Source organism: Acinetobacter sp. WCHAc060025 (assembly GCF_004209355.1).
Taxonomy (GTDB): Bacteria; Pseudomonadota; Gammaproteobacteria; order Pseudomonadales; family Moraxellaceae; genus Acinetobacter; species Acinetobacter wuhouensis.
The window spans coordinates 154,205-174,705 of record NZ_SGSX01000007.1; the positions used below are offsets into that span (position 1 = coordinate 154,205).

Annotated in this window: 17 protein-coding genes; 9 read left to right on the forward strand and 8 right to left on the reverse strand. The window is 40.5% G+C overall.

Going from position 1 to position 20,501, the window contains the following annotated elements:
- The first annotated feature begins 6 nt into the window (after nt 1–6).
- Nucleotides 7–414 (forward strand): hypothetical protein, encoded by a 408-nt coding sequence (locus EXE09_RS07935; RefSeq protein ID WP_111860488.1) that lies wholly within the window; start codon nt 7–9, stop codon nt 412–414.
- Here the strand turns inward: EXE09_RS07935 and EXE09_RS07940 are convergent.
- The gene (locus tag EXE09_RS07940; RefSeq protein WP_130116904.1) at nt 374–1,267 is read right to left on the reverse strand and encodes a LysR family transcriptional regulator; all 894 of its coding nucleotides are present in this window, start codon (nt 1,265–1,267) and stop codon (nt 374–376) included. The two genes, EXE09_RS07935 and EXE09_RS07940, sit on opposite strands and share 41 nt — an antisense overlap.
- Nucleotides 1,268–1,636: 369 nt before the next feature.
- Here EXE09_RS07940 and dkgB point away from each other — a divergent pair, with 369 nt between their 5' ends.
- Entirely contained in the window at nt 1,637–2,446 is an 810-nt protein-coding gene (dkgB, locus tag EXE09_RS07945; RefSeq protein WP_130116905.1) for a 2,5-didehydrogluconate reductase DkgB, read from the forward strand.
- Between the two features lie 12 nt (nt 2,447–2,458).
- The gene (locus tag EXE09_RS07950) at nt 2,459–3,628 is read left to right on the forward strand and encodes an MFS transporter (RefSeq protein ID WP_130116906.1); all 1,170 of its coding nucleotides are present in this window, start codon (nt 2,459–2,461) and stop codon (nt 3,626–3,628) included.
- A 113-nt stretch (nt 3,629–3,741) separates the two neighbouring features.
- On the opposite strand, the gene EXE09_RS07955 is transcribed toward EXE09_RS07950, so the two are convergent.
- Nucleotides 3,742–4,392, reverse strand: coding sequence for an START domain-containing protein (locus EXE09_RS07955; protein ID WP_130116907.1), 651 nt, complete (start codon nt 4,390–4,392; stop codon nt 3,742–3,744).
- A 48-nt stretch (nt 4,393–4,440) separates the two neighbouring features.
- A complete protein-coding gene (gene dapB, locus EXE09_RS07960) occupies nt 4,441–5,262 on the reverse strand; it encodes a 4-hydroxy-tetrahydrodipicolinate reductase (RefSeq protein ID WP_087553360.1) in 822 nt (273 codons plus the stop codon).
- Nucleotides 5,263–5,544: 282 nt separating this feature from the next.
- On the opposite strand from dapB, the gene EXE09_RS07965 reads away from it, so the two are divergent.
- The gene (locus tag EXE09_RS07965) at nt 5,545–5,727 is read left to right on the forward strand and encodes a hypothetical protein (RefSeq protein WP_130116908.1); all 183 of its coding nucleotides are present in this window, start codon (nt 5,545–5,547) and stop codon (nt 5,725–5,727) included.
- A gap of 500 nt (nt 5,728–6,227) precedes the next feature.
- Complete coding sequence (locus EXE09_RS07970; protein WP_068973360.1) at nt 6,228–6,431, forward strand: hypothetical protein; 204 nt, start codon at nt 6,228–6,230, stop codon at nt 6,429–6,431.
- An 81-nt stretch (nt 6,432–6,512) separates the two neighbouring features.
- Here EXE09_RS07970 and dnaJ read toward each other — a convergent pair whose 3' ends face one another.
- From dnaJ to EXE09_RS07990, 4 genes are all read right to left on the reverse strand, one after another.
- Complete coding sequence (dnaJ, locus tag EXE09_RS07975; RefSeq protein ID WP_068973359.1) at nt 6,513–7,625, reverse strand: molecular chaperone DnaJ; 1,113 nt, start codon at nt 7,623–7,625, stop codon at nt 6,513–6,515.
- A gap of 92 nt (nt 7,626–7,717) precedes the next feature.
- Nucleotides 7,718–8,095, reverse strand: a complete 378-nt coding sequence (locus tag EXE09_RS07980) for a hypothetical protein (protein WP_068973358.1) — start codon at nt 8,093–8,095, stop codon at nt 7,718–7,720.
- 147 nt (nt 8,096–8,242) lie between these two features.
- On the reverse strand, nt 8,243–11,389 hold the full coding sequence (locus EXE09_RS07985; RefSeq protein ID WP_130116909.1) for an efflux RND transporter permease subunit: 3,147 nt from the start codon (nt 11,387–11,389) through the stop codon (nt 8,243–8,245).
- 2 nt (nt 11,390–11,391) lie between these two features.
- Nucleotides 11,392–12,492, reverse strand: coding sequence for an efflux RND transporter periplasmic adaptor subunit (locus tag EXE09_RS07990; RefSeq protein ID WP_130116910.1), 1,101 nt, complete (start codon nt 12,490–12,492; stop codon nt 11,392–11,394).
- 188 nt (nt 12,493–12,680) lie between these two features.
- On the opposite strand from EXE09_RS07990, the gene EXE09_RS07995 reads away from it, so the two are divergent.
- From EXE09_RS07995 to EXE09_RS08005, 3 genes are all read left to right on the forward strand, one after another.
- Complete coding sequence (locus tag EXE09_RS07995) at nt 12,681–13,298, forward strand: TetR/AcrR family transcriptional regulator (protein WP_130116911.1); 618 nt, start codon at nt 12,681–12,683, stop codon at nt 13,296–13,298.
- A 261-nt stretch (nt 13,299–13,559) separates the two neighbouring features.
- On the forward strand, nt 13,560–16,250 hold the full coding sequence (ppc, locus tag EXE09_RS08000; RefSeq protein ID WP_068973354.1) for a phosphoenolpyruvate carboxylase: 2,691 nt from the start codon (nt 13,560–13,562) through the stop codon (nt 16,248–16,250).
- Between the two features lie 338 nt (nt 16,251–16,588).
- The gene (locus tag EXE09_RS08005; protein WP_130116912.1) at nt 16,589–17,893 is read left to right on the forward strand and encodes a solute carrier family 23 protein; all 1,305 of its coding nucleotides are present in this window, start codon (nt 16,589–16,591) and stop codon (nt 17,891–17,893) included.
- A gap of 229 nt (nt 17,894–18,122) precedes the next feature.
- Here the strand turns inward: EXE09_RS08005 and EXE09_RS08010 are convergent, their stop codons facing one another.
- Nucleotides 18,123–19,259: a TDT family transporter gene (locus EXE09_RS08010; RefSeq protein WP_130116913.1), complete on the reverse strand. Its 1,137-nt coding sequence runs from the start codon at nt 19,257–19,259 to the stop codon at nt 18,123–18,125.
- Between the two features lie 205 nt (nt 19,260–19,464).
- On the opposite strand from EXE09_RS08010, the gene ribF reads away from it, so the two are divergent.
- Nucleotides 19,465–20,466 (forward strand): riboflavin biosynthesis protein RibF, encoded by a 1,002-nt coding sequence (ribF, locus tag EXE09_RS08015; protein ID WP_130116914.1) that lies wholly within the window; start codon nt 19,465–19,467, stop codon nt 20,464–20,466.
- Nucleotides 20,467–20,501: the final 35 nt, after the last annotated feature.

Here is a 20,501-nt window from a genome sequence, read left to right on the forward strand (position 1 = left end):
AAAATAATGAAAATAATCACCCTCATCGGTACAGCCTTGATTTTGAGTGCATGCCAACCACAGCAAGTCAACCAAGCTGCTCAGCAACAACATTTTATTTGTAAATCTTTGATCGAAGGCTTTTTAAAAACACAGCGTTTGGGTGAATATCAACTTGATCATTTACAACCGACTTTGCATCACACAGCGGCAAACAGAGCCTACAGCTATCGTGTGAGCAGTGATGTGAACATGCGGATTAACATGCCAATACAGCAGAATTTGGACTTTGAATGTCAGCAAAATTCAGCACAACATTTTGAGATCAAACTGCTGAACAAAGCGCAAGGAAACAGCCAAAGCTTGCTCAGTTTGGACTTACCTGCACAAAAAACTATCGATACTTTGACAGCTTTTGCACTAAAAACTCAATAAATAAACGGACACGTTTCGGCAAGTGTTCTTGCTGATAATACACCGCATGGATGCGCTGTTCATACAGCTCAATTTGATCTTCAAAGAGCGCGATCAAATGACCTTGTTTTAAATCTTTCGAAATTTCAAACTCAGATAATCGTGCGATTCCATGCCCACGCAAACACAATTGGCGCACCGTCTCTCCACTTGAAGCTTTAATTTTAGGTCTCACAACAAGCTTTTCACCCGTATTGACACGAATCGGCCATGTATTCAGATGACCGCCTTTACTAAAACCAATTTGTGCATGCTTTAAAATGTCTAAAGGCTTTTCGGGATAACCCTTTCGTTCTAAATATTCAGGGCTTGCAACAATATATAAGCGACTTTTACATAATAATCTGGCATGTAAACTTGAATCATTCAATTCACCAAAACGAATTGCCACATCAGTTTTATGCTCTAATAAATCAATAATTTGCTCATTGGTATTTAACTCAATTTCAATATCTGGATAAAGTTGAACAAACTCAGACATCAATGGTGCAACCACGTGTAACACAAAAGGAGTGGCTGAATCCACTCGGATCAAACCCGATGTATCACTATCTGATTTGAGTAAAGCATCTTCTGCTTCATTCAGATCATGGAGAATTTTGCGGGCTTTTTCTAAAAATAACTGCCCTTCTTGGGTCAATTTTAACTTACGTGTAGTACGCTCTAATAAAGTCACATTGAGTTTAGATTCAAGGCGTTGTAAAGCTCGACTGACACCTGATGTGGTTTGTTGCAAATGCTCAGCTGCACCGACAATCGAACCACTATCGACAATGTGAATAAATGCCTGTAATTCTTCTAAGGTGGATTTCATTAGCTTCATCCTTATGTGATATGCAAATTTCTAAGCTCTCTATCGTCTGTAAAAATTTATTGGACGTCCCTTCTCCCTTTGGGAGAAGGTTAGGATGAGGGAGGTTTTTAGTTAAATTTTTCCCCTATTGTAAAACCATATTCCTTATACTTTCAAACGGAAAGCAACTTCTAAATAAATTAAAATCATTTATAAATTAGTACCATAAATCACAACCAATACAAGTTTAGGCTGTTCAAAAAAGTTTAATCAATATTGTAACACACCAATTATTATTGATTAATAGTCAACAATATTTTGCATATTCACCTATTTTTTAGCAACAATAAAAACTACAAAATAGCCGTATCTAAAAATGAAGCATATCCCATGAATAAAATCGTCCCCCAATTTGGTGTTGGTACATTTCGCCTGACAGGACAAACTGTGATTGATTCTGTCAAAACAGCACTTGAGGTTGGCTATCGTGCGATTGATACTGCACAAATCTATGGCAATGAAGCCGAAGTCGGACAAGCCATTGCTGAAAGCTCTGTGAATCGAAATGACTTATTTATCACCACGAAAATTTGGACAGATAACTACGCAGCCGACAAACTTATTCCAAGTTTAAAAGACAGCTTACAAAAGCTCAGAACGGATGCAGTCAATCTCACTCTAATTCATTGGCCTGCACCGAGTTTAGGAATTTCTGTCGTAGAAATGATGCACAATCTGCTGGAAGCTAAACAACAAGGTTTAACTGAACATATCGGTATTTCAAATTTCAATATTGATTTAACTCAACAAGCCATTGATGCTGTGAGCATTGAAAATATTGCCACCAATCAAATTGAACTCAGTCCATATTTGCAGAATCATCAATTGGTGAATTTTTTACAATCACAAAATATTGATGTGACTTCATATATGACTTTGGCGTATGGCAAAGTGTTAAACGACCCTGTGTTGAATGAGATCGCCAAAAACCATCAGACATCAACTGCACAAATTGCCTTAGCTTGGGCATTACAACGTGGTTTTTCTGTGATTCCCTCATCAACCAAACGTGAAAATTTGATTGCAAATTTAAAAGCTCAAGACATTCAATTGAGCCTTGAAGAAATGCAGATGGTTGAAGCCTTAGAGCGAAATGGGCGTGAAGTAAATCCCGAAAATCTAGCGCCTGCATGGGATTAAGAGAATCAATTCATGAAAATTAACTTTCCTCTCCTCGCCCTAGCCATCGGTGCATTTGCGATTGGTACTACAGAATTTTCACCAATGGGCTTTTTGCCACAAATCGCTGAAAATCTGAATATTTCCATTCCTACCGCAGGCATGCTGATCACTGCATACGCTTTGGGTGTCATGATTGGCGCACCGATCATGACCTTATGGTTTGGACACTTTTCACGGCGTAAAGCACTGATGATTGCCATGAGTATTTTTACGATTGGCAATATTTTAGCCGCGATTGCACCAAGCTATTGGGGCTTGATGGGCGCACGGATTCTCACCAGTTTAAATCATGGCGTATTCTTTGGTATCGGTTCAATTGTCGCGACCAGTGTCGTGCCGAAAGATAAACAAGCCAGTGCAGTTGCAATGATGTTTATGGGCTTAACCATTGCCAATATTGGCGGTGTACCTTTGGCAACATGGGTGGGACAAAACATCGGTTGGCGTATGGCATTTGCCGCAATTGCGGGATTAGGTGTCATCACCATGTTGGCATTGTGGAAAGCATTACCTGAGGGTGCAGTTGGACAACGTCCCAATGTCAAAGCTGAACTACAAGTGTTAACCCGTAAACCTGTCGTCCTTGCCTTGCTCACCACTGTCATGAGCGCAGGTGCGATGTTTACCCTGTATACCTATATCGCCCCAACACTGCAAAATATTACCCATGCCAGTCCAAGTTTTATCACCATGATGTTGGTTCTGATTGGGGTTGGTTTCTCGATCGGTAATCATTTCGGGGGCAAATTTGCAGACTTGTCTTTGACCAAAACACTTACAGGCTTCTTATTGTTGTTAATGACAACGATGTTGCTATTTCCGATTCTTGCACAAACCAAGATGGGTGCGGCATTGGCATTGGTTGTATGGGGTGCAGCAGCCTTTGCGGTTGTCCCTCCTTTACAAATGCGCGTTATGGCTGTGGCACATGAAGCACCAGGTTTGGCATCTTCAGTAAATATCGGAGCGTTTAACTTGGGCAATGCGGTTGGTGCTGCCGCAGGTGGTGCAGTTCTCAGTATGGGAATGAGTTATGCGGCTGTGTCTATTACAGGCGCTGTCCTCACAGCATTGGCATTGGTTTTGGTTTTGATCCAAATGAAAATGTCGAGACCAGCTATGACTGAAACTGTTTGCTAATGAACATAAAAATCCCACAATCATTGCTATTGTGGGATTTTTTATTGCGCTTTTTAGGCTATGCCTTGTAATCCAAATTTTTTGATTTGTCTTAGAAATTCTGGCTTAGAACATTATTTTAAAACAGCAGGTAAAGCAGGCAATGCTTTATTTTTTGCCAATTCTGCTTTCATCTTTTGCAACATCTGATAAGGCTGTTGTTCAACCAACATATTAGTCACGCTTTGTGGAATCGAACCTTCGGGATCAGCAAAGCCTGTGGTACTGACTTTGACTTTATTAGCCGAAACTTTTTGAAAAGTCCAATCACCTTCATAATTTTTTAAACGGATAAAATTGGCATCAATCGCTTTGCCTTGTGTAACCGCTTTATTTTTAATGCTAATCACACCATTACTGTCTTTGGCAATTTTGCCTTTGACGACCATATCTCGATCTTTAAGTGGAAATGGAAAATCCAAAACCATATATAAAGTGAACTCACCTTTGGCATCATCACGACTCAGCACTTCGGCTTTTGCCACATTCGGCACCCATTTTGGTGCGTTATTGACATCTAAAACCAATGCGACAGCACGTTCAATCGGCACATCAAAAGTCGTTTCTGCCTTATAAGACATCACCGTATTTTTCGGATCTTTAAAAGTCCATACTTTGATATTGTTTTTGTCGAGGCTAAGTTTTGCATCACTTGGCGCAGCAGCTTGTGCAGTCAGGCACATGGCGCTGACTACACTTACAAGAAACATCACTGTTTTTTTCATTTTTTATTCAAATTGCTGTCATTGTTTTAAATCATAGCGGATTGTGTTTTAGGCTTGAATATCATTTAAGCCTAAAACATCCTTCATATCGTATTTTTTTGCATCTTTGCCCACAACCCAAGCTGCAGCACGCACTGCACCAGAAGCAAAGTTCATACGACTAGTTGCTTTATGCGTCACTTCTACACGCTCACCTTCGCCAATAAACATCACCGTATGTTCACCCACGATGTCACCACCACGAATGGTTTCAAAACCAATAGTTTCACGCTCACGTGGACCTGTATGCCCTTCACGACCATAAACAGCCACTTTTTTCAAATCACGACCTAGCGTATCAGCAACAGCTTCACCCATCATCAATGCTGTACCTGATGGCGCATCTACTTTATGACGATGATGTGCTTCAATGATTTCAATATCCACCGTATCACCAAACACTTTTGCAGCCAGCTCAAGTAATTTGATCGAAACATTCACACCCACCGAATAATTTGCAGCATAGACCACAGGTGTTTGCGTCGCAGATTCATTTAAAACTTGTTTTTGCTCGTCTGAAAAACCAGTCGTACCAATCACCATGGCTACGCCCGCTTCACGACATAACTTTAAGTTATTTTCAGTTGCCGCAGGTGCAGTAAAATCAATCACTACATCCACATCTTTGAGCACTTCTTCTAAACTGCCAACAACCTTAATCCCCACTGCGCCAATCCCTGCAAGCTCACCTGCATCTGCACCAATGAGCGAACTTTCTGGGCGTTCAACAGCTGCTGCCAATTGATAACCTGCTTGTTGTACCGCTTGGATCAATGTACGACCCATACGACCGCCTGCACCCAAAATACCAATGCGTGGAGTTGCTGACATGTTGATCTTCCTAAATCTAAATTTAAACATTGTGCCTACTATAGCAAAACTCTGAACCGAGGCTAAGTTAGATCGTTAAAAATACTATGAAGTTTTTTCAGCCCCTTGAAAATTTGGAGTAAAAAATTACTGATCTACAATCAAAGTAATTGATTTAAAAACAAGCATTGATAAAAGGCTAAAAATTTAAGACATGATTAAGCCATTTTCATCAAAGTGCAAAAATCACACAGCAGACTACATGCCACGAATGAAAATAAAATGATTTATAAGGAGATCTATATGCATTCGAATAAAATCGCTTTCGCACTTATCATGGGAATGATGGCTACAACAACTTGGGCAGCATCTGCACCTGAAGTACAACCGACCACGGTGACTCAACCCGCAGCAACGCCGACATCGACATCTGAACCACAACCTGAAGTCCGCGTTGAAGACATTGATGCACCGATTTTAGAATAATGACATTTTAAGCAGCATCTTTAGAGGATATACCCGTATCCTCTTACTTTTTAAATCACAGAATGACTTATTGACTGATGTTACGCAGTAACATAAAAATATTCCTGCTTCTCGATAAAATAGGATACGCGATAACGTCATCCGCAACGTGTCTGAGGCAAGACTACTTTTAATCAGATATGTTTCTGCGATCTATTCAATATCTTGACGGAAGTGGACGAGTTTTGCGGATGACAATGGTTTTGCCCACTTTTGCCGAAACAAAAGTGTGGTCGAGCCGAAGGCTAACCCCTAAATCAAAACTTTTGATGTAAGACTCCGCCAAGTAAACTTGAAAACAATGTTGTTCTTTTGAAATGCGTAACATCAGTTATTGAGCTATAAATTCAAATAAAAAATCACCACGATTTATTTACATCAAAAATATAAAATATTTTAAAAATTTAATTAGAATAAGCCTTGTTTGAAAACACTGAAAATTGAGTATTAAGGATAATGTAATGCAACTTAAAAAAATAATACTAGGTCTAATTTTATCAATAAGTTATGTACATGTATGGGCAGATGACACCACAACACCCGATTCGCAAAATACTGAAACACAAACCACCACGACAAAACCTGCTGTTATCCTCCCTCAAGATGAAGATGAAATTGATGCAGCCCCCGATGATCATGAATTTGAAGTTACACCTGAAAAATAGTTTTAGACATTTACAATCAAAAATAAACCATAAAAAAACGGAGCAATTTAAGCTCCGTTTTTATTTCATCGAATATTGAAATTAATCAAATAAACGATCGAAGAATGATTTTTTCTTCGGTGAAGATTTATTGTCATCACTTTCCATCGTCGCTTGAAGCTCTTTCAATAACTCACGTTGACGACTGGTTAAGTTCACTGGCGTTTCAACCACGATACGGCAAAGTAAATCACCTTGCATACTGGTACGAACAGGTTTCACACCTTTACCACGTAGACGGAACATTTTACCTGTTTGAGTACCCTCAGGTACTTTCAAACTGACACGACCATCTAAAGTTGGAATTTCAAGCTCTTTACCCAAAGCAGCATCGGCAATGCTGACAGGTACATCCATATAGAGATCTGCGCCATCACGTTGGAAAATCTCATGTTCACGAACAACCACTTCAACGTATAAGTCACCTGACTGACCATCACGAATCGCTTCACCTTTGCCAGATAAACGAACGCGATCGCCATTGTCCACACCCGCAGGAATGGTCACTTCTAAAGTTTGTTGACGGTCTTTTACACCTGAACCATGACAAGTATTACAAGGGTTCTTAATGATTTTACCTTGACCACGGCATGTACTACAGGTTTGTTGTACTGAGAAGAAGCCTTGTTGCATACGCACTTGACCAGCGCCATGACAAGTCTTACACGTTTCAACATCATTTGGATTTTTAGAACCTTTACCATCACACACATCACACGGTGCTGGTGCAGTAAAAGTAATGGTTTTCTTCACGCCTTTAACCGCTTCTTCTAGCGTCAATTCCATCACATAGCGTAAATCTGAACCACGGCGCGCACGTTGCTGACCACGGCCACCACCACCAAAAGCGCCACCGAAAATGTCACCAAACTGGCTGAAAATATCTTCGGCACTGAATCCACCGCCAAAACCACCACCGCCCATACCGCCTTCAAAGGCACTATGTCCCATACGGTCATAAGCACTGCGTTTATCGCTATCCGAAAGAATTTCATATGCTTCTGCACATTCTTTGAATTTTTCTTCAGCTTCAGCGTTGTCTGGATTACGGTCTGGATGATACTTCATCGCCATCTTACGGTAGGCTTTTTTAATTTCATCATCACTAGCGGTTTTAGCAACACCTAAAACCTCATAATAATCACGTTTAGCCATGATTGGCGATGCTCCACAAAATTTGATAATACTTCTATGCAGAGTAAATTGGGGGCGATGTTATTTTTTACAAGTTTGAATATTGAATTTTTTTAAAAAACAGCTTTTTTCTGCATATATTTGCTAAATCCCTGAAACCAAACATTCAGTAAAAATAACCATGCAATTGCGCTAAAGACTACACCTGCAACGGTACAGGCTTTCACCCAAATCATACTATCCCAATAAAAGAAGATGAGCGGAATAAACCACAGTCCAGCAAAAGCAGCAAGGATCAAAAAAATGACAGCATTACGCATAATCCACAATGCTTGTGCATGAATCCAAACCTCTGCATCATCCACCACCGCTACTTTACGTGCCAACCAGTAGGCGAGCACCGCTGTAATTACCGTAAATAATGCGAGGAACATCAACAAATAAGCACTCGTGATATATCTACGATGCTGTTCTAAATTTGTTTGCCCCATGTGCGCTTTTGACCTCAAACTCATTGCATAGCGACTCTTGTTATATAGCGTTATTATGCAACGAAATTTCCTGTGTTATTTTCTATAAAAGATTAAGTGCTACTATATTGAAATTTTCAATATTTCGCACCTAATATTCACAAAAATTTATGTATTTTCGACAGGTTTTTTCACTTTAAACCATGTTGCATAAAGCGCAGGTAAGAAAAATAACGTTAAAAGCGTCGCAATAATTAAGCCCCCCATAATTGCAACCGCCATCGGTCCAAAGAAAATACTCCGAGAAAGTGGAATCATTGCCAGTACAGCTGCCAAAGCAGTAAGAATAATCGGGCGTGCTCGACGTACAGTTGCATCTAAAATCGCATCCCATTGATTGTGCCCTGCGCGAATATCTTGCTCAATCTGATCAATCAGAATTAAAGAGTTACGCATGATCATCCCTGACAGTGCAATCGTGCCCAGCATCGCCACAAAGCCAAATGGTTTGTTAAATAAGAGTAGAAATAACACCACACCGATTAAACCTAAAGGTGCTGTTAAAAACACAATAAATGAACGTGAAATACTTTTCAGCTGAATCATTAACAAGGTAAAGACCACAGCAAGGAATAACGGCATCCCTGCATTGACAGACGTTTGCCCTTTGGCAGATTCCTCAACGGTTCCTCCGACTTCAACCAAATAACCACTTGGTAAGGTTGCACGGAGTTGATCTATTTTTTCAGTCAACTCATTCACCACCGTTGCAGGCTGTAACTTGGTTCGAATATCTGCACGCACCGTAATGGTTGGTAAGCGGTTACGATGCCAAATCAGACCATCTTCGAACTTGTATTCAAGTTTGGCGATCTGCGCCAAAGGCACTGTTGTTCCTAGACTGGTCGGTACAGCTAGGCTTGCCAAGGCCTCTACACTAACTCGTTCAGCTTGATCACCACGCAGACGCACATCAATCAATTCACGTTTTTCACGATATTGGTTAATGATCGCCCCTGAAATTGAACTATTTAAGAAATTGGCTAAGTCCTCGGAAGTGACTCCCATTTGACGTGCACGATCTTGATCAATATTCAGTGAGATAATCTTGCTTTGCTCACCCCAATCCAGATGCACATTGGTGGTATTTGGATTTTCACTGATCAATTTCGCAACTTTTTGTGCTTCTTGGCGCACGGTTGGAATATCTTCACCAGACACACGGAACTGCAATGGATAACCCACAGGTGGGCCATTTTCCAACAAAGACACACGAGTACGCACTTGCGGCAGTAATTGACGAATTTGCGTATCTAAGGATTTACGGATTTCATCACGATCATCCAAAGAAGATGCCAAGACCACAAACTGTGCAAAACTGGCTTGTGGCATTTGCTGATCTAATGGCAAATAGAAACGTGGTGAACCTGTCCCCACATAAGCCACATAATTATCAATGCCTTTTTGCTTGGCTAAGAATGCTTCCACTTTTTTCACAGCATTTTCAGTTGCTGTCAGAGATGCACCTTCTTCCAACTTTAAATCCACCAAGATTTCAGCACGATTCGAGGGTGGGAAAAACTGCTGCGGTACAAATTTAAACATGACAACTGACAGTACAAAGATACCTACAGTAATTGCAATCACTGTTTTACGGTAGCTCACACACCAATTCACCACCTTTCTAAAACCTTGATAAAAATTCGACTGGTATGGATCGAAATGCTCACCTGTATGATGAATTACAGGTTGGGGTTCAGGCTGTTTGCGTAAGCGTGCCAAGAGGCGCTGATACCACGGCACTTTTTGTGCCTCTTTAGTAAAATCCGGCAGTAATTTATCACCTAAATACGGGACAAAAATCACCGCTGCAAACCATGAAACAACCAGTGCAATAGTCACCACTTGGAAAATCGAACGAGTATATTCCCCTGTACTTGATGCTGCTGTGGCTATCGGTAAAAAGCCTGCTGCGGTAATTAGAGTTCCTGTCAGCATTGGAAATGCAGTACTGGTCCATGCAAATCCTGCCGCTTTCATTCGACTATAACCTTGCTCCATTTTAATCGCCATCATTTCAACGGCGATAATGGCGTCATCGACCAATAGTCCTAAAGCGAGGATCAAAGCACCTAAGGAGATTTTATGGAGTCCAACATCAAACAGATTCATACCCGCAAAGGTCATTGCCAAGACCAATGGAATAGAAAATGCCACCACCAGACCTGTTCTAAAGCCTAGGGAAAAGAAACTCACCAGAAGAACAATAATGACAGCTTCGGCTAAAACTTTGACGAATTCATGAATACTACGTTGCACAGCAACAGGCTGATCAGAGACTTTTTTCAGTTCCATCCCAAGCGGTAAAGTCTTTTGTAAAGTTTGGAATTCTGTTTCTAAGTTTTTCCCTAAGGCAATGATGTCACCACCTTTACGCATCGACACGGCGAGCCCGATACCATTTTCACCATTAAAGCGCATACGCGGTTGTGCAGGATCACTAAAACCACGATAGACCTCTGCGACATCACCCAATTGAATGGTTTTATCACCAACCAATAACGGCATCTTTTTCAGATCATCAACGCTATGTAAGGCACCACTGACACGGACTTGAATACGATCAGTTCCCGTTTCAAAAAAGCCTGCATTATTGACGCTATTTTGTTTTGCCAAAGCAGCTTGAATCGTCGTAACAGGAATGCCCATTTGTGCAGCTTTGGTATTGGACAATTCAATCCAAATTTTTTGATCTTGCAAACCAACTAAATTCACTTTGCTGACATCTTTGACCCGTTGTAAACGAAGCTGTAAGCGGTCTGCATATTCTTTCAAAGTGGCATAATCATAATCTTTGCCTGTGAGTACATAGATATTGCCGAATGTGTCACCAAATTCGTCATTAAAAAATGGACCTTGAACGCCTGAAGGAAGCTGAGTTTTGATGTCACCAACTTTTTTACGGACTTGATACCAAACGTCAGGAATCTGACTCGATTTTAATGAATCTTTTGCCATAAACATGACCATCGACTCACCTGGACGTGAGTACGCCATGATCTTGTCGTACATGCCTGTACTCATCAATTCTTTTTCAATCTTATCGGTGACTTGTAAAGACACTTCTTGCGCTGTCGCACCTGGCCAATAGGTCTGTACCACCATCACTTTAAAGGTAAACGGTGGATCTTCACTTTGCGAAAGTTTTGAATAGGAAAATAGCCCGACGATACCGAGCAAGATCATAAAATAAAGTACTAAACCTTTATTTTTGAGTGCCCATTCAGACAAATTAAAGGAGTGAAATAGACTCATGATCATGCTCCTTTTTGAATGGTAACAGCACGATTTTCACGATCTATCGGTTTAATTTTTTGCTTTTCACGTAGTAAATGCACGCCACCAACAACCACCCATTGCCCTGCATTTAAACCGCTCAAAACAGGAACACTGTCACGACCATACGCACCCAAGCTTACATTCACTTTATGAATAGTTTGATCTGAATTTACCACCCAAACATAAGGCTGATCAGTATTTGAAGATACACTTGAGAGTGGAACACTTAACACATTTTGAATATTTTGATTAAAGAATACCCGCGCACTTTGCCCCAATTGAATCGCTGACTGCCCTTCTTTCAAAGCCACTTTGACACTAAAGGTACGTGATTGATCTGCTGCAGGCGAAATTTCTCGAACATAGGCAGCAAACTTATCTTGCGGTTTAGACCACAAAGTAATCCATGCATTTTGCCCCACTTTAATCTCTGAAATCGCTTGCTCAGGTACACCGATGACCACTTCACGGTCACCATCAATTGCCAATTGATACGCTGCTTGCCCTGCTGAAATCACTTGCCCTATTTCAATATTGCGTTGTGTAATTACCCCATTTTTATTGGCGACTAATTGGTTATAGCCAGTTTGATTGGCGGATACATCATAATTAGACTGTGCTTGCTTTAAACTTGCCTGAGCAGCATCGTATTGATTTTTGACTGAATCATATTGTGAACGACTCACGGCATTGATTGGAAGAAGCTGTTGAAAACGCTTAAATTCATCTGCAGCAACTTTGGCTGCCGATTGCGCACTTTCAAGCTGCGCTTTGGCTGAATTCAATTGTAGTTGTGCGTCTTTGACATCGAGTTTTGCCAAAACTTGCCCGACTTTGACACGATCACCCACATCGACATAGCGTTCAGTAATCTGCCCACCGACTCGGAATGCCAATGCCGTTTGTTGTCTTGCTTGCACCTCACCTGCATAACTTTTTTGATCTTCATGTGAAGTTGCAGGTTGAGCAACCATCACCAATGGAATTTGTTCTGCTTCAGGTGCAGGTTTGCTACACCCCACTATGGTGACACTACACAAAATCAACAAGCTTGTGACCATCAAATTTAGACTACGCATAGGCAAGGCTCTTATTCAAATGCATTTTTTAGGGCAAAATAGAATGACGAGTGAAGCTCGAATGGCATTTCATCTGTAAAATGCAACAAAACTTCAATTGTTCATTTTTTAATTAATATACTGCATGGTACAATAATTGTGAATACGGTATCTTGTAATTGACCACTTTTGTTTTTTTGGAAATTATTGTGCAAACAACTGTTGGACGTCCAAAGGACTTAGAAAAACGCAAACATATTGTAGAAGCAGCAAAAATGCTGTTTTTAAAATTGGGCTATCACGGTTCTAGTATGAATCGTATTGCTCAAGAAGCAGGCGTGACTAAACTTACGGTATATAACCATTTTCAAGACAAAGAGACTTTATTTACCTGCGCCATTGAACAAACCTGTGAAGAGTCGATCAGCGCTCGCCCTTTGCGTTTAACTGAAAATAGTGACTTTCGGGCATCGTTTTACCAAGCTTGTGAATTGGCAATGAATGTGATCAACTTGCCTGAAGCCATCAAACTTGAACATTTGCTTTTAGAATTGGCGAGTGAAAATAATCCCTTAGCCATGCGTTTTTATATTGCATCCCACAAAAGAATGTCCGATGTCTGGCTCGATTTTTTTGAACAAGCAACGACACTAAAATTTATCAAAGCAGATGTACTCGAAAAACAAATGAATTTAATGCTGTCCTTACTACTTGGTGTACGCCATCATGAAGTGCTACTCGGTATTCGCCCATCGCCAACACCCGAAGAAGCCCAGCAAATTATTCGTGAAAGTATTGATTTATTTATGTTGAAATATAAAGCCTGATCGAACTATTAAAAAACTAAATAATCTCTAATTCTTGTTTCAGGCATACTCGAAGCATATATCAATCTATTGACCTATGTTTAATGAAGAAAATCAATTTAAAAATAGGCAATTAAATACCTGTAATTTAGACATTAGCTCCGAGCTGAAATACACCACTGCTGACTTCTTATACAGTCCTTTACATACTTTTGTAGGGAGTCACTTGGAATGTGAACAAATCGAGTTATAGTCGAAAGAACAAGAACTGGAGAGTGACAGATGATTCAACAAATTGATGCTCCACTGCGTGAAGATGTACGCTTACTCGGAAACCTTTTAGGCGAAACATTAAAGGAACATGCAGGACAAGATTTGTTTAATCAAATTGAACAAATTCGTGCATTAGCCAAAGGCGCACGAGATGGTCAAATTGAGGCAGAAAAACAACTTGAACAACTGTTTCTCAATCTAAAAGATGATGAAATCTTGCCACTGACCCGTGCATTTTCACACTTCTTAAACTTTGCCAATATCGCAGAACAATATCATGTGGTACGTAGCCGTCGCCAAAGTGAGTTTGAAGAAGCTCAACCCTCGCCGAACGTGTTAATTCCACTGTTTGAACAATTTAAAAATAAGAACATCAGCACAACGCAGCTGTATCAACAAATTTGTGAACTTAAAATTGAACTGGTACTGACTGCGCATCCGACAGAAGTGAGTCGTCGTACCCTGATCCAAAAATATGATGGCATTAACAATTGTCTATCAACTTTTGATCAGCAAAAACTGACACCTAAACAACGTGTAGCGGTACTGGAAGATTTAAAACAGCTGATCGTTTCAGCATGGCAAACCGATGAAATCCGCCAACATCGCCCAACACCTGTCGATGAAGCAAAATGGGGCTTCACCACAATTGAGCAAACCCTGTGGAATGCAGTACCGAAATTCATTCGTGAGTTAGATGGTCTGGTACAAGACAATTGTGAAAAACCATTACCACTGGATATTTCTCCAATTCGTTTTGCTTCGTGGATGGGCGGTGACCGTGATGGTAACCCAAATGTAAAACATCACATCACCCAAGAGGTACTATGGTTATCACGTTGGAAAGCTGCTGACTTATATGTCCGTGATATTGAAGACTTACGTTGGGAATTGTCGATTGAAGCCTGTTCAAATGAACTCACTCAAGCTTTAGGTAAAACCCATCCTGAACCGTATCGTGAATATTTGCGCTCAACCCGCGAACGCTTAAAAGCAACACGTCAATGGCTCGCAGACAAATTGCGTGGACTGCATTCAGATGTGGATCGCAGTTTAATCATTCGTCATAAAGATGAATTATTACAACCACTTTTACTTTGCTATCGCTCATTAATGGCATGCAATTTACCTGAAATTGCCAATGGTAAATTGCTCGACTTTATCTACCGTGTAAATTGTTTCGGTATTGAATTGCTGAAATTGGATATTCGCCAAGAATCGGGGCGTCATCGTCAAGCCATTTCAGCAATTACTGAATATTTAGGCTTAGGGAATTTTGAAACGTGGACTGAACAAGCCCGTCAAAACTTCTTGATTCAAGAATTACAAAGCAAGCGTCCATTGTTACCAAAACATTTAAATGAACCTGCGGGTAGCTTGATTCAGCATCCTGATGTGCAAGAAGTTTTTGCCACCATGCGCACTTTGGCAGAACAGCCAAAAGAAAGTTTAGGTGCATACATCATTTCCATGGCGGAATATGCCAGTGATGTGTTGGCGGTTCTACTTCTACAAAAAGAAGCAGGCATCGAACATCCTTTACGTGTTGTACCATTATTTGAAACACTCAAAGACTTGGATGGTGCAGCCGACACCATGAATACCTTATTCAATATGCATTGGTACAAACAGCATATTCAAGGCAAACATGAAGTGATGATTGGTTACTCGGATTCTGCCAAAGATGCAGGCTTCATGTCAGCCAACTGGGCACAGTATCGCGCACAGGAAGAATTAACAGCTGTTGCCAAACAACACGGCGTTCAATTGACCTTATTCCATGGACGTGGTGGCTCAATCAGTCGTGGTGGTGCACCGACTCAGCAGGCTTTATTCTCGCAACCGCCGGGTTCAATTTCAGGGGCGATTCGTGTCACTGAACAAGGCGAGATGATCCGCTTTAAATTCGGTTTAGAAGAAATTGCCTTACAGAATTTAGAAATTTACGCAGCTGCGACACTTGAGGCGACATTATTACCACCGCCTGAACCAAAGCAAGAATGGCGAGATTTGATGCATACCATGACTGATTTATCAGTACAGGTCTATCGTCAAACGGTGCGTGAAAATCCACATTTTGTGAAATATCTCCGTACTGTCACACCCGAACTTGAACTACAAATGTTACCGCTTGGTTCACGCCCTGCAAAACGTAAAGTCAGTGGTGGGATTGAATCGCTACGTGCTATTCCTTGGGTATTTGCATGGACACAAATCCGTTTGATGCTGCCTGCATGGCTCGGTACAGGTGCAGCAATTAACCAAGTGATTGGTCAAGGTCAAAAAGCAGTTTTAGATGAAATGTTGGCTGAATGGCCGTATTTCCAAACCTTGATCGACATGTTGGAAATGGTACTGTCTAAAGCCGATTCTAATATTGCCTTATATTATGAAGCACATCTGACTGATGACGAAGACTTAAAAGTACTCGGTGCAGAATTACGCCAACGCTTACATGATGCAGTACAAACTTTATTGGCAATGAAAGGTGAATCTAAACTTCTCAGCTCAAATGAAGTTTTAGACCAAGCCATGCGTGTACGTAAACCGTATTTATTACCGTTACACTTATTGCAAGCTGAATTGATGAAACGTCGTCGTGCCTATTTGGCTGAAAAACAAGCTGAACACACCCCTGTTGATCATGCCTTGATGGTGAGTATTGCAGGGATCGCGGCAGGTCTGCGTAATACAGGTTGATCTGATTGTTCTAAATTTAAACGAGAAATATCCAGTATATTTCTCGTTTTTACTTATAAAGTTAAAAAAATGTCGACTGCATCAATAAAAATAAAATCACCAAACATTTGGATGAAAAAAAATTAAGCAATTGCAAAATATTCAATTCGAGTATGTTTTCACATTTACAATTTTTAATACTTTGATTTTACTTATTAACACATTTTAATTATTTGACCACTTGGTATAAAACACCAATTTTCCCTAATAAATGCAAGCCCTTAGTTTGACTAAAATGATTAAAACTAACTTCAAACAAGCGTATGATGTGTCCAATTTGTCTTTCGAGTGCTCATTTTATGTCCAACTGGTTTCCCAAATGGCGTCCTTATACTGGCAGCATCGATGCAAGACCTGTAGGAACCAATGAATATTTACCCCCTGCGCAAAGTGTCGTTTTGGGGATTCAACATGCATTTGCTATGTTTGGTGCCACTGTACTCGCACCATTTTTAATGGGTTTTGATCCGAACCTTGCGATTTTAATGTCAGGGATTTGTACCATCTTGTTCTTCATCATGACCGGTGGACGAGTTCCAAGTTATTTAGGGTCTAGTTTTGCCTTTATTGGTGTGGTGATTGCAGCAACAGGTTATGCAGCTTCTGGTACAGGCGCAGCCAATCTGAATATTGCCCATGCCGCAGGCGGGATCATGGCATGCGGTATTTTGTATGCGATTTTCGGCTTTATTGTCATGGCAACAGGAACCAAATGGATTGAAAAACTGATGCCGCCTGTGGTTACAGGTGCTGTGGTCATGATCATCGGTTTAAACCTTGCACCCGTCACCGTCAAAGGTGTTGCTGGCAACAACTTTAATATGTGGATGGCATTGGTCACCGTACTGTGTATGGGTTCAATTGCTGTTTTCACCAAAGGTTTATTACAACGTCTATTATTATTGGTCGGTTTATTATTGGCTTATCTGATCTATTTCATTGTGTCTAATGTCATGGGAAATGGTACACCGATTAACTTTGCACCGATTCAAGAAGCGGCTTGGTTTGGCATGCCAACTTTCCATTCGCCAGTTTTTGATGTCAATGCCATGTTGATTATTGCCCCAATTGCTTTAATTCTTGTTGCTGAAAACCTTGGTCACATCAAGGCTGTCAGTGCCATGACAGGTGAAAACCTAGATCCACACATTGGTAAAGCCTTTGTTGCAGATGGTATCGCAACAACGCTTTCTGGTGGTGTCGGTGCGCCTGGTATGACCACCTATGGTGAGAACATTGGTGTCATGGCGGTAACCCGTGTTTACTCAACCATTGTCTTTGTGATTGCTGGTGTTTTTGCTATTTTCTTAGGTTTTTCTCCAAAGTTTGGGGCGATCATTCATACTATTCCTACGGCAATTTTGACTGGTGCTTCCATCGTGGTCTTTGGTTTGATTACCATTGCGGGTGCGAAAATCTGGATCGAAAATAAAGTTGATTTTTCCAAGAATAAAAACTTGATGGTTGCAGCTGTAACGATCATTTTAGGTACAGGTGACTTTGCCCTTCAGTTCGGTGATTTCAACTTAGGTGGTATCGGTACTGCAACGTTTGCAGCCTTGATCTTGAACTGGTTCTTTAGCTTAAAAGACAAATCAGAATAATTTTAAAAATAATCAATTGAAAATTTTAGAGCAGTCGTAAGACTGCTTTTTTATTTCACAATTCATACTTAGATCAAAGAATTAAGAATTTAAAAATAAGAATAATTGCTTCAAACTCAAATGAATTACAATCAAAAAAGCCCTTAACATAAAATGACTAAGGGCTTTGATGTTTTTAAATCATCTAAATAACTTTTGGATTGCTTTTAAATAACTTGCTAATCAACCACTAAGCCTGCTCTCTCTCCAACAACGCCTTTAAACATGGAGAAAAGAATAAATGTCCTTGATACATGCCTTTCACGGTTTTCGCCATCACCATCACCCAAAGTAACATCAAGATTGCTGCAAATGCCAAGCCTGCATCGACAATAAAATTGACATGGATTTGATGACCCAAATTCAACACCGCCAAAGTAAATACACCCAATGGGAAAGTTAAGCCCCACCAACCGAGGTTAAATGGTAAATCTTTGGCAGCATGTTTGAGTGTGGTTAAAATCGCAATCGCAAACCACCAAATCCCAAAACCAAGTAAGATAAAGCTTGCTACGATGCCTGCATTTTGGAAAAACACACCCAGTTGCTGCATCTGAATAAAAGCTAAAACCTGTGGCGCTTGTGCCCCTAAAACCAACAATGCCAAAGCTCCTGTACCAATCGGTCCTAAAGCCAACCAACCTGTGATCGCCAATTCTTTACTTGGTAATTGATGCAATGCCAGACGCAACATCAAAATGCTCAAAATTCCAAAGGCAGGCAGTACAGACATGCCCCACAACACATAGCTGGCGAATAAAATCCCAACCGCTTCCTGTCCCTCAGGTAAATGTGCCAATAATAAACCACCTGAAGTTGCAGCAACCTCACATGCTACAATTGGCAATAACCACATCGCAGTCATGGTCTGCAATTCGTGCTTTTGTTGACTGAACATGAAAAATGGCACGATGATTCCGATCAGTACAGCCAAAATTGCATCGAGATACCACAAGCTTTGCGCAATTTGCACCGCAACATCACCATAAAGCGCAATACCATATTTTAAAAAACCATTGATCACTGTCGCGAGTCCCATCGGTATCGCCCCTAAAAACAGTGCCATACTAGAATGAGAAAAAATCTGCCGTGCTTCATGAGGATAAATCAGCCAACGTAAAATATAGAGCATACTAAATGCACAAAATAATAAAGTATTGAATTGCCATAAGCCTGTACCTAATGCCCAAAATAACTCATGTGCAAAAGGAAATTCAGATATGATCAAGGCAACCACACCAGTACCCATAGTCATGGTGAACCAATTCGGAGTAAACTGACGAATCACGTCTCGCGTTTGATTCAATTGATAAAATGGCTTTTGCATCGCTTCATCCTCATTTCAGCAGATAAATTGATTATAAAAGCCACTATTAATAAATAAAATTGATTTGTTTTTATAAAATGAATCAATTTTCCTGATATAAAATAAATTATCAATAATTTTTTCTGGATAAAAACACAACAACAAAGACGAAACTGTGAGAATATGGCAATATATACCTTTCAAATTTTAAGCTTATTTTGAAATCATGCAGCTGTTACGTCTAAATGCCTTAGCACCGAATTTTCAATTGCCTCCGACCGCAGTGACGATCGGCAATTTTGATGGTGTCCATTTGGGACATCAAGCCATGGTTTCACAACTGAAAGACGTTGCCAAAACACAAAATTTAAAAACCTTGGTGATGATTTTTGAGCCTCAACCTTTAGAGTTTTTTAAAGGCTATGAAGCACCGCCACGTATTACGTCACTCAGAGAAAAAGTAGAATATTTAACTGAGCTGGGTGTGGACTATATTGCGATTGCTAAATTTGACAATCAATTCCGTAGTTTAAGCGCTGAAGAATTTGCTGATTTACTGAAAAATCAACTGAATGCACAAAGCTTGGTATTGGGTGATGATTTTCATTTTGGAAAAAACCGTCAGGGCAACAGCGAATTTTTAAAACAATATGGCTTTGCTGTCACCAACTTAAATACAGTTGATTTTAATGGTGAACGTGTCAGTTCGACCCGTATTCGCCAAGTCTTACAAGCAGGTGATTTATCACTGGCTGCAAAATTGTTGGGTCGTCCTTATAGCATGATGGGTCGTGTGCAATATGGCGATCAAATTGGGCGCACGCTGAATTTCCCAACCATTAATGTGCGCATGGGACGCCATCGTCCATGTCTCAATGGTATTTATGGCGTGGATGTGGTGTGTGAAACCCTGTCATTGACCGATAAAGTCAAAGCAGACAATCCAGCTAAACTGGGCGTTCAGGGTTACCAAGCAGATGCACTGTATGGTGCAGGTCATGTCGGTACACGCCCAGCGATTAAACAGGAACATCCCGAATGGCGATTAGAAGTACATTTTCCTGATGTTTCTGCTAATCTGTATGGTCTGTTGATGCGAGTCACTTTCCTCGACTATTTACATGGTGAATTAAATTATCCATCTCTTGAAGCGCTTCAGGCGGGAATAGATGATGATGTCGAGCGACTGCTTGAGTTTCGTAAAAACACCCCCAAATTTCCTTTTTAAACCCGATTTTTTTTTTATTGTAAAAACGCGTCAGC

What these genes read in the sequence shown, in the direction of transcription:
- EXE09_RS07980 (WP_068973358.1), bottom strand. Translation starts at nt 8,095, where the DNA reads ATGGGGCAAACAAATTTAGAACAGCATCGTAGATATATCACGAGTGCT.
- EXE09_RS07950 (WP_130116906.1), top strand. Translation starts at nt 2,459, where the DNA reads ATGAAAATTAACTTTCCTCTCCTCGCCCTAGCCATCGGTGCATTTGCG.
- EXE09_RS07990 (WP_130116910.1), bottom strand. Translation starts at nt 12,492, where the DNA reads ATGCGTAGTCTAAATTTGATGGTCACAAGCTTGTTGATTTTGTGTAGT.
- ribF (WP_130116914.1), top strand. Translation starts at nt 19,465, where the DNA reads ATGCAGCTGTTACGTCTAAATGCCTTAGCACCGAATTTTCAATTGCCT.
- EXE09_RS07965 (WP_130116908.1), top strand. Translation starts at nt 5,545, where the DNA reads ATGCATTCGAATAAAATCGCTTTCGCACTTATCATGGGAATGATGGCT.
- EXE09_RS08005 (WP_130116912.1), top strand. Translation starts at nt 16,589, where the DNA reads ATGTCCAACTGGTTTCCCAAATGGCGTCCTTATACTGGCAGCATCGAT.
- ppc (WP_068973354.1), top strand. Translation starts at nt 13,560, where the DNA reads ATGATTCAACAAATTGATGCTCCACTGCGTGAAGATGTACGCTTACTC.
- EXE09_RS07940 (WP_130116904.1), bottom strand. Translation starts at nt 1,267, where the DNA reads ATGAAATCCACCTTAGAAGAATTACAGGCATTTATTCACATTGTCGAT.
- EXE09_RS07935 (WP_111860488.1), top strand. Translation starts at nt 7, where the DNA reads ATGAAAATAATCACCCTCATCGGTACAGCCTTGATTTTGAGTGCATGC.
- dapB (WP_087553360.1), bottom strand. Translation starts at nt 5,262, where the DNA reads ATGTCAGCAACTCCACGCATTGGTATTTTGGGTGCAGGCGGTCGTATG.
- dkgB (WP_130116905.1), top strand. Translation starts at nt 1,637, where the DNA reads ATGAATAAAATCGTCCCCCAATTTGGTGTTGGTACATTTCGCCTGACA.
- EXE09_RS08010 (WP_130116913.1), bottom strand. Translation starts at nt 19,259, where the DNA reads ATGCAAAAGCCATTTTATCAATTGAATCAAACGCGAGACGTGATTCGT.
- EXE09_RS07970 (WP_068973360.1), top strand. Translation starts at nt 6,228, where the DNA reads ATGCAACTTAAAAAAATAATACTAGGTCTAATTTTATCAATAAGTTAT.
- EXE09_RS07985 (WP_130116909.1), bottom strand. Translation starts at nt 11,389, where the DNA reads ATGAGTCTATTTCACTCCTTTAATTTGTCTGAATGGGCACTCAAAAAT.
- EXE09_RS07955 (WP_130116907.1), bottom strand. Translation starts at nt 4,392, where the DNA reads ATGAAAAAAACAGTGATGTTTCTTGTAAGTGTAGTCAGCGCCATGTGC.
- dnaJ (WP_068973359.1), bottom strand. Translation starts at nt 7,625, where the DNA reads ATGGCTAAACGTGATTATTATGAGGTTTTAGGTGTTGCTAAAACCGCT.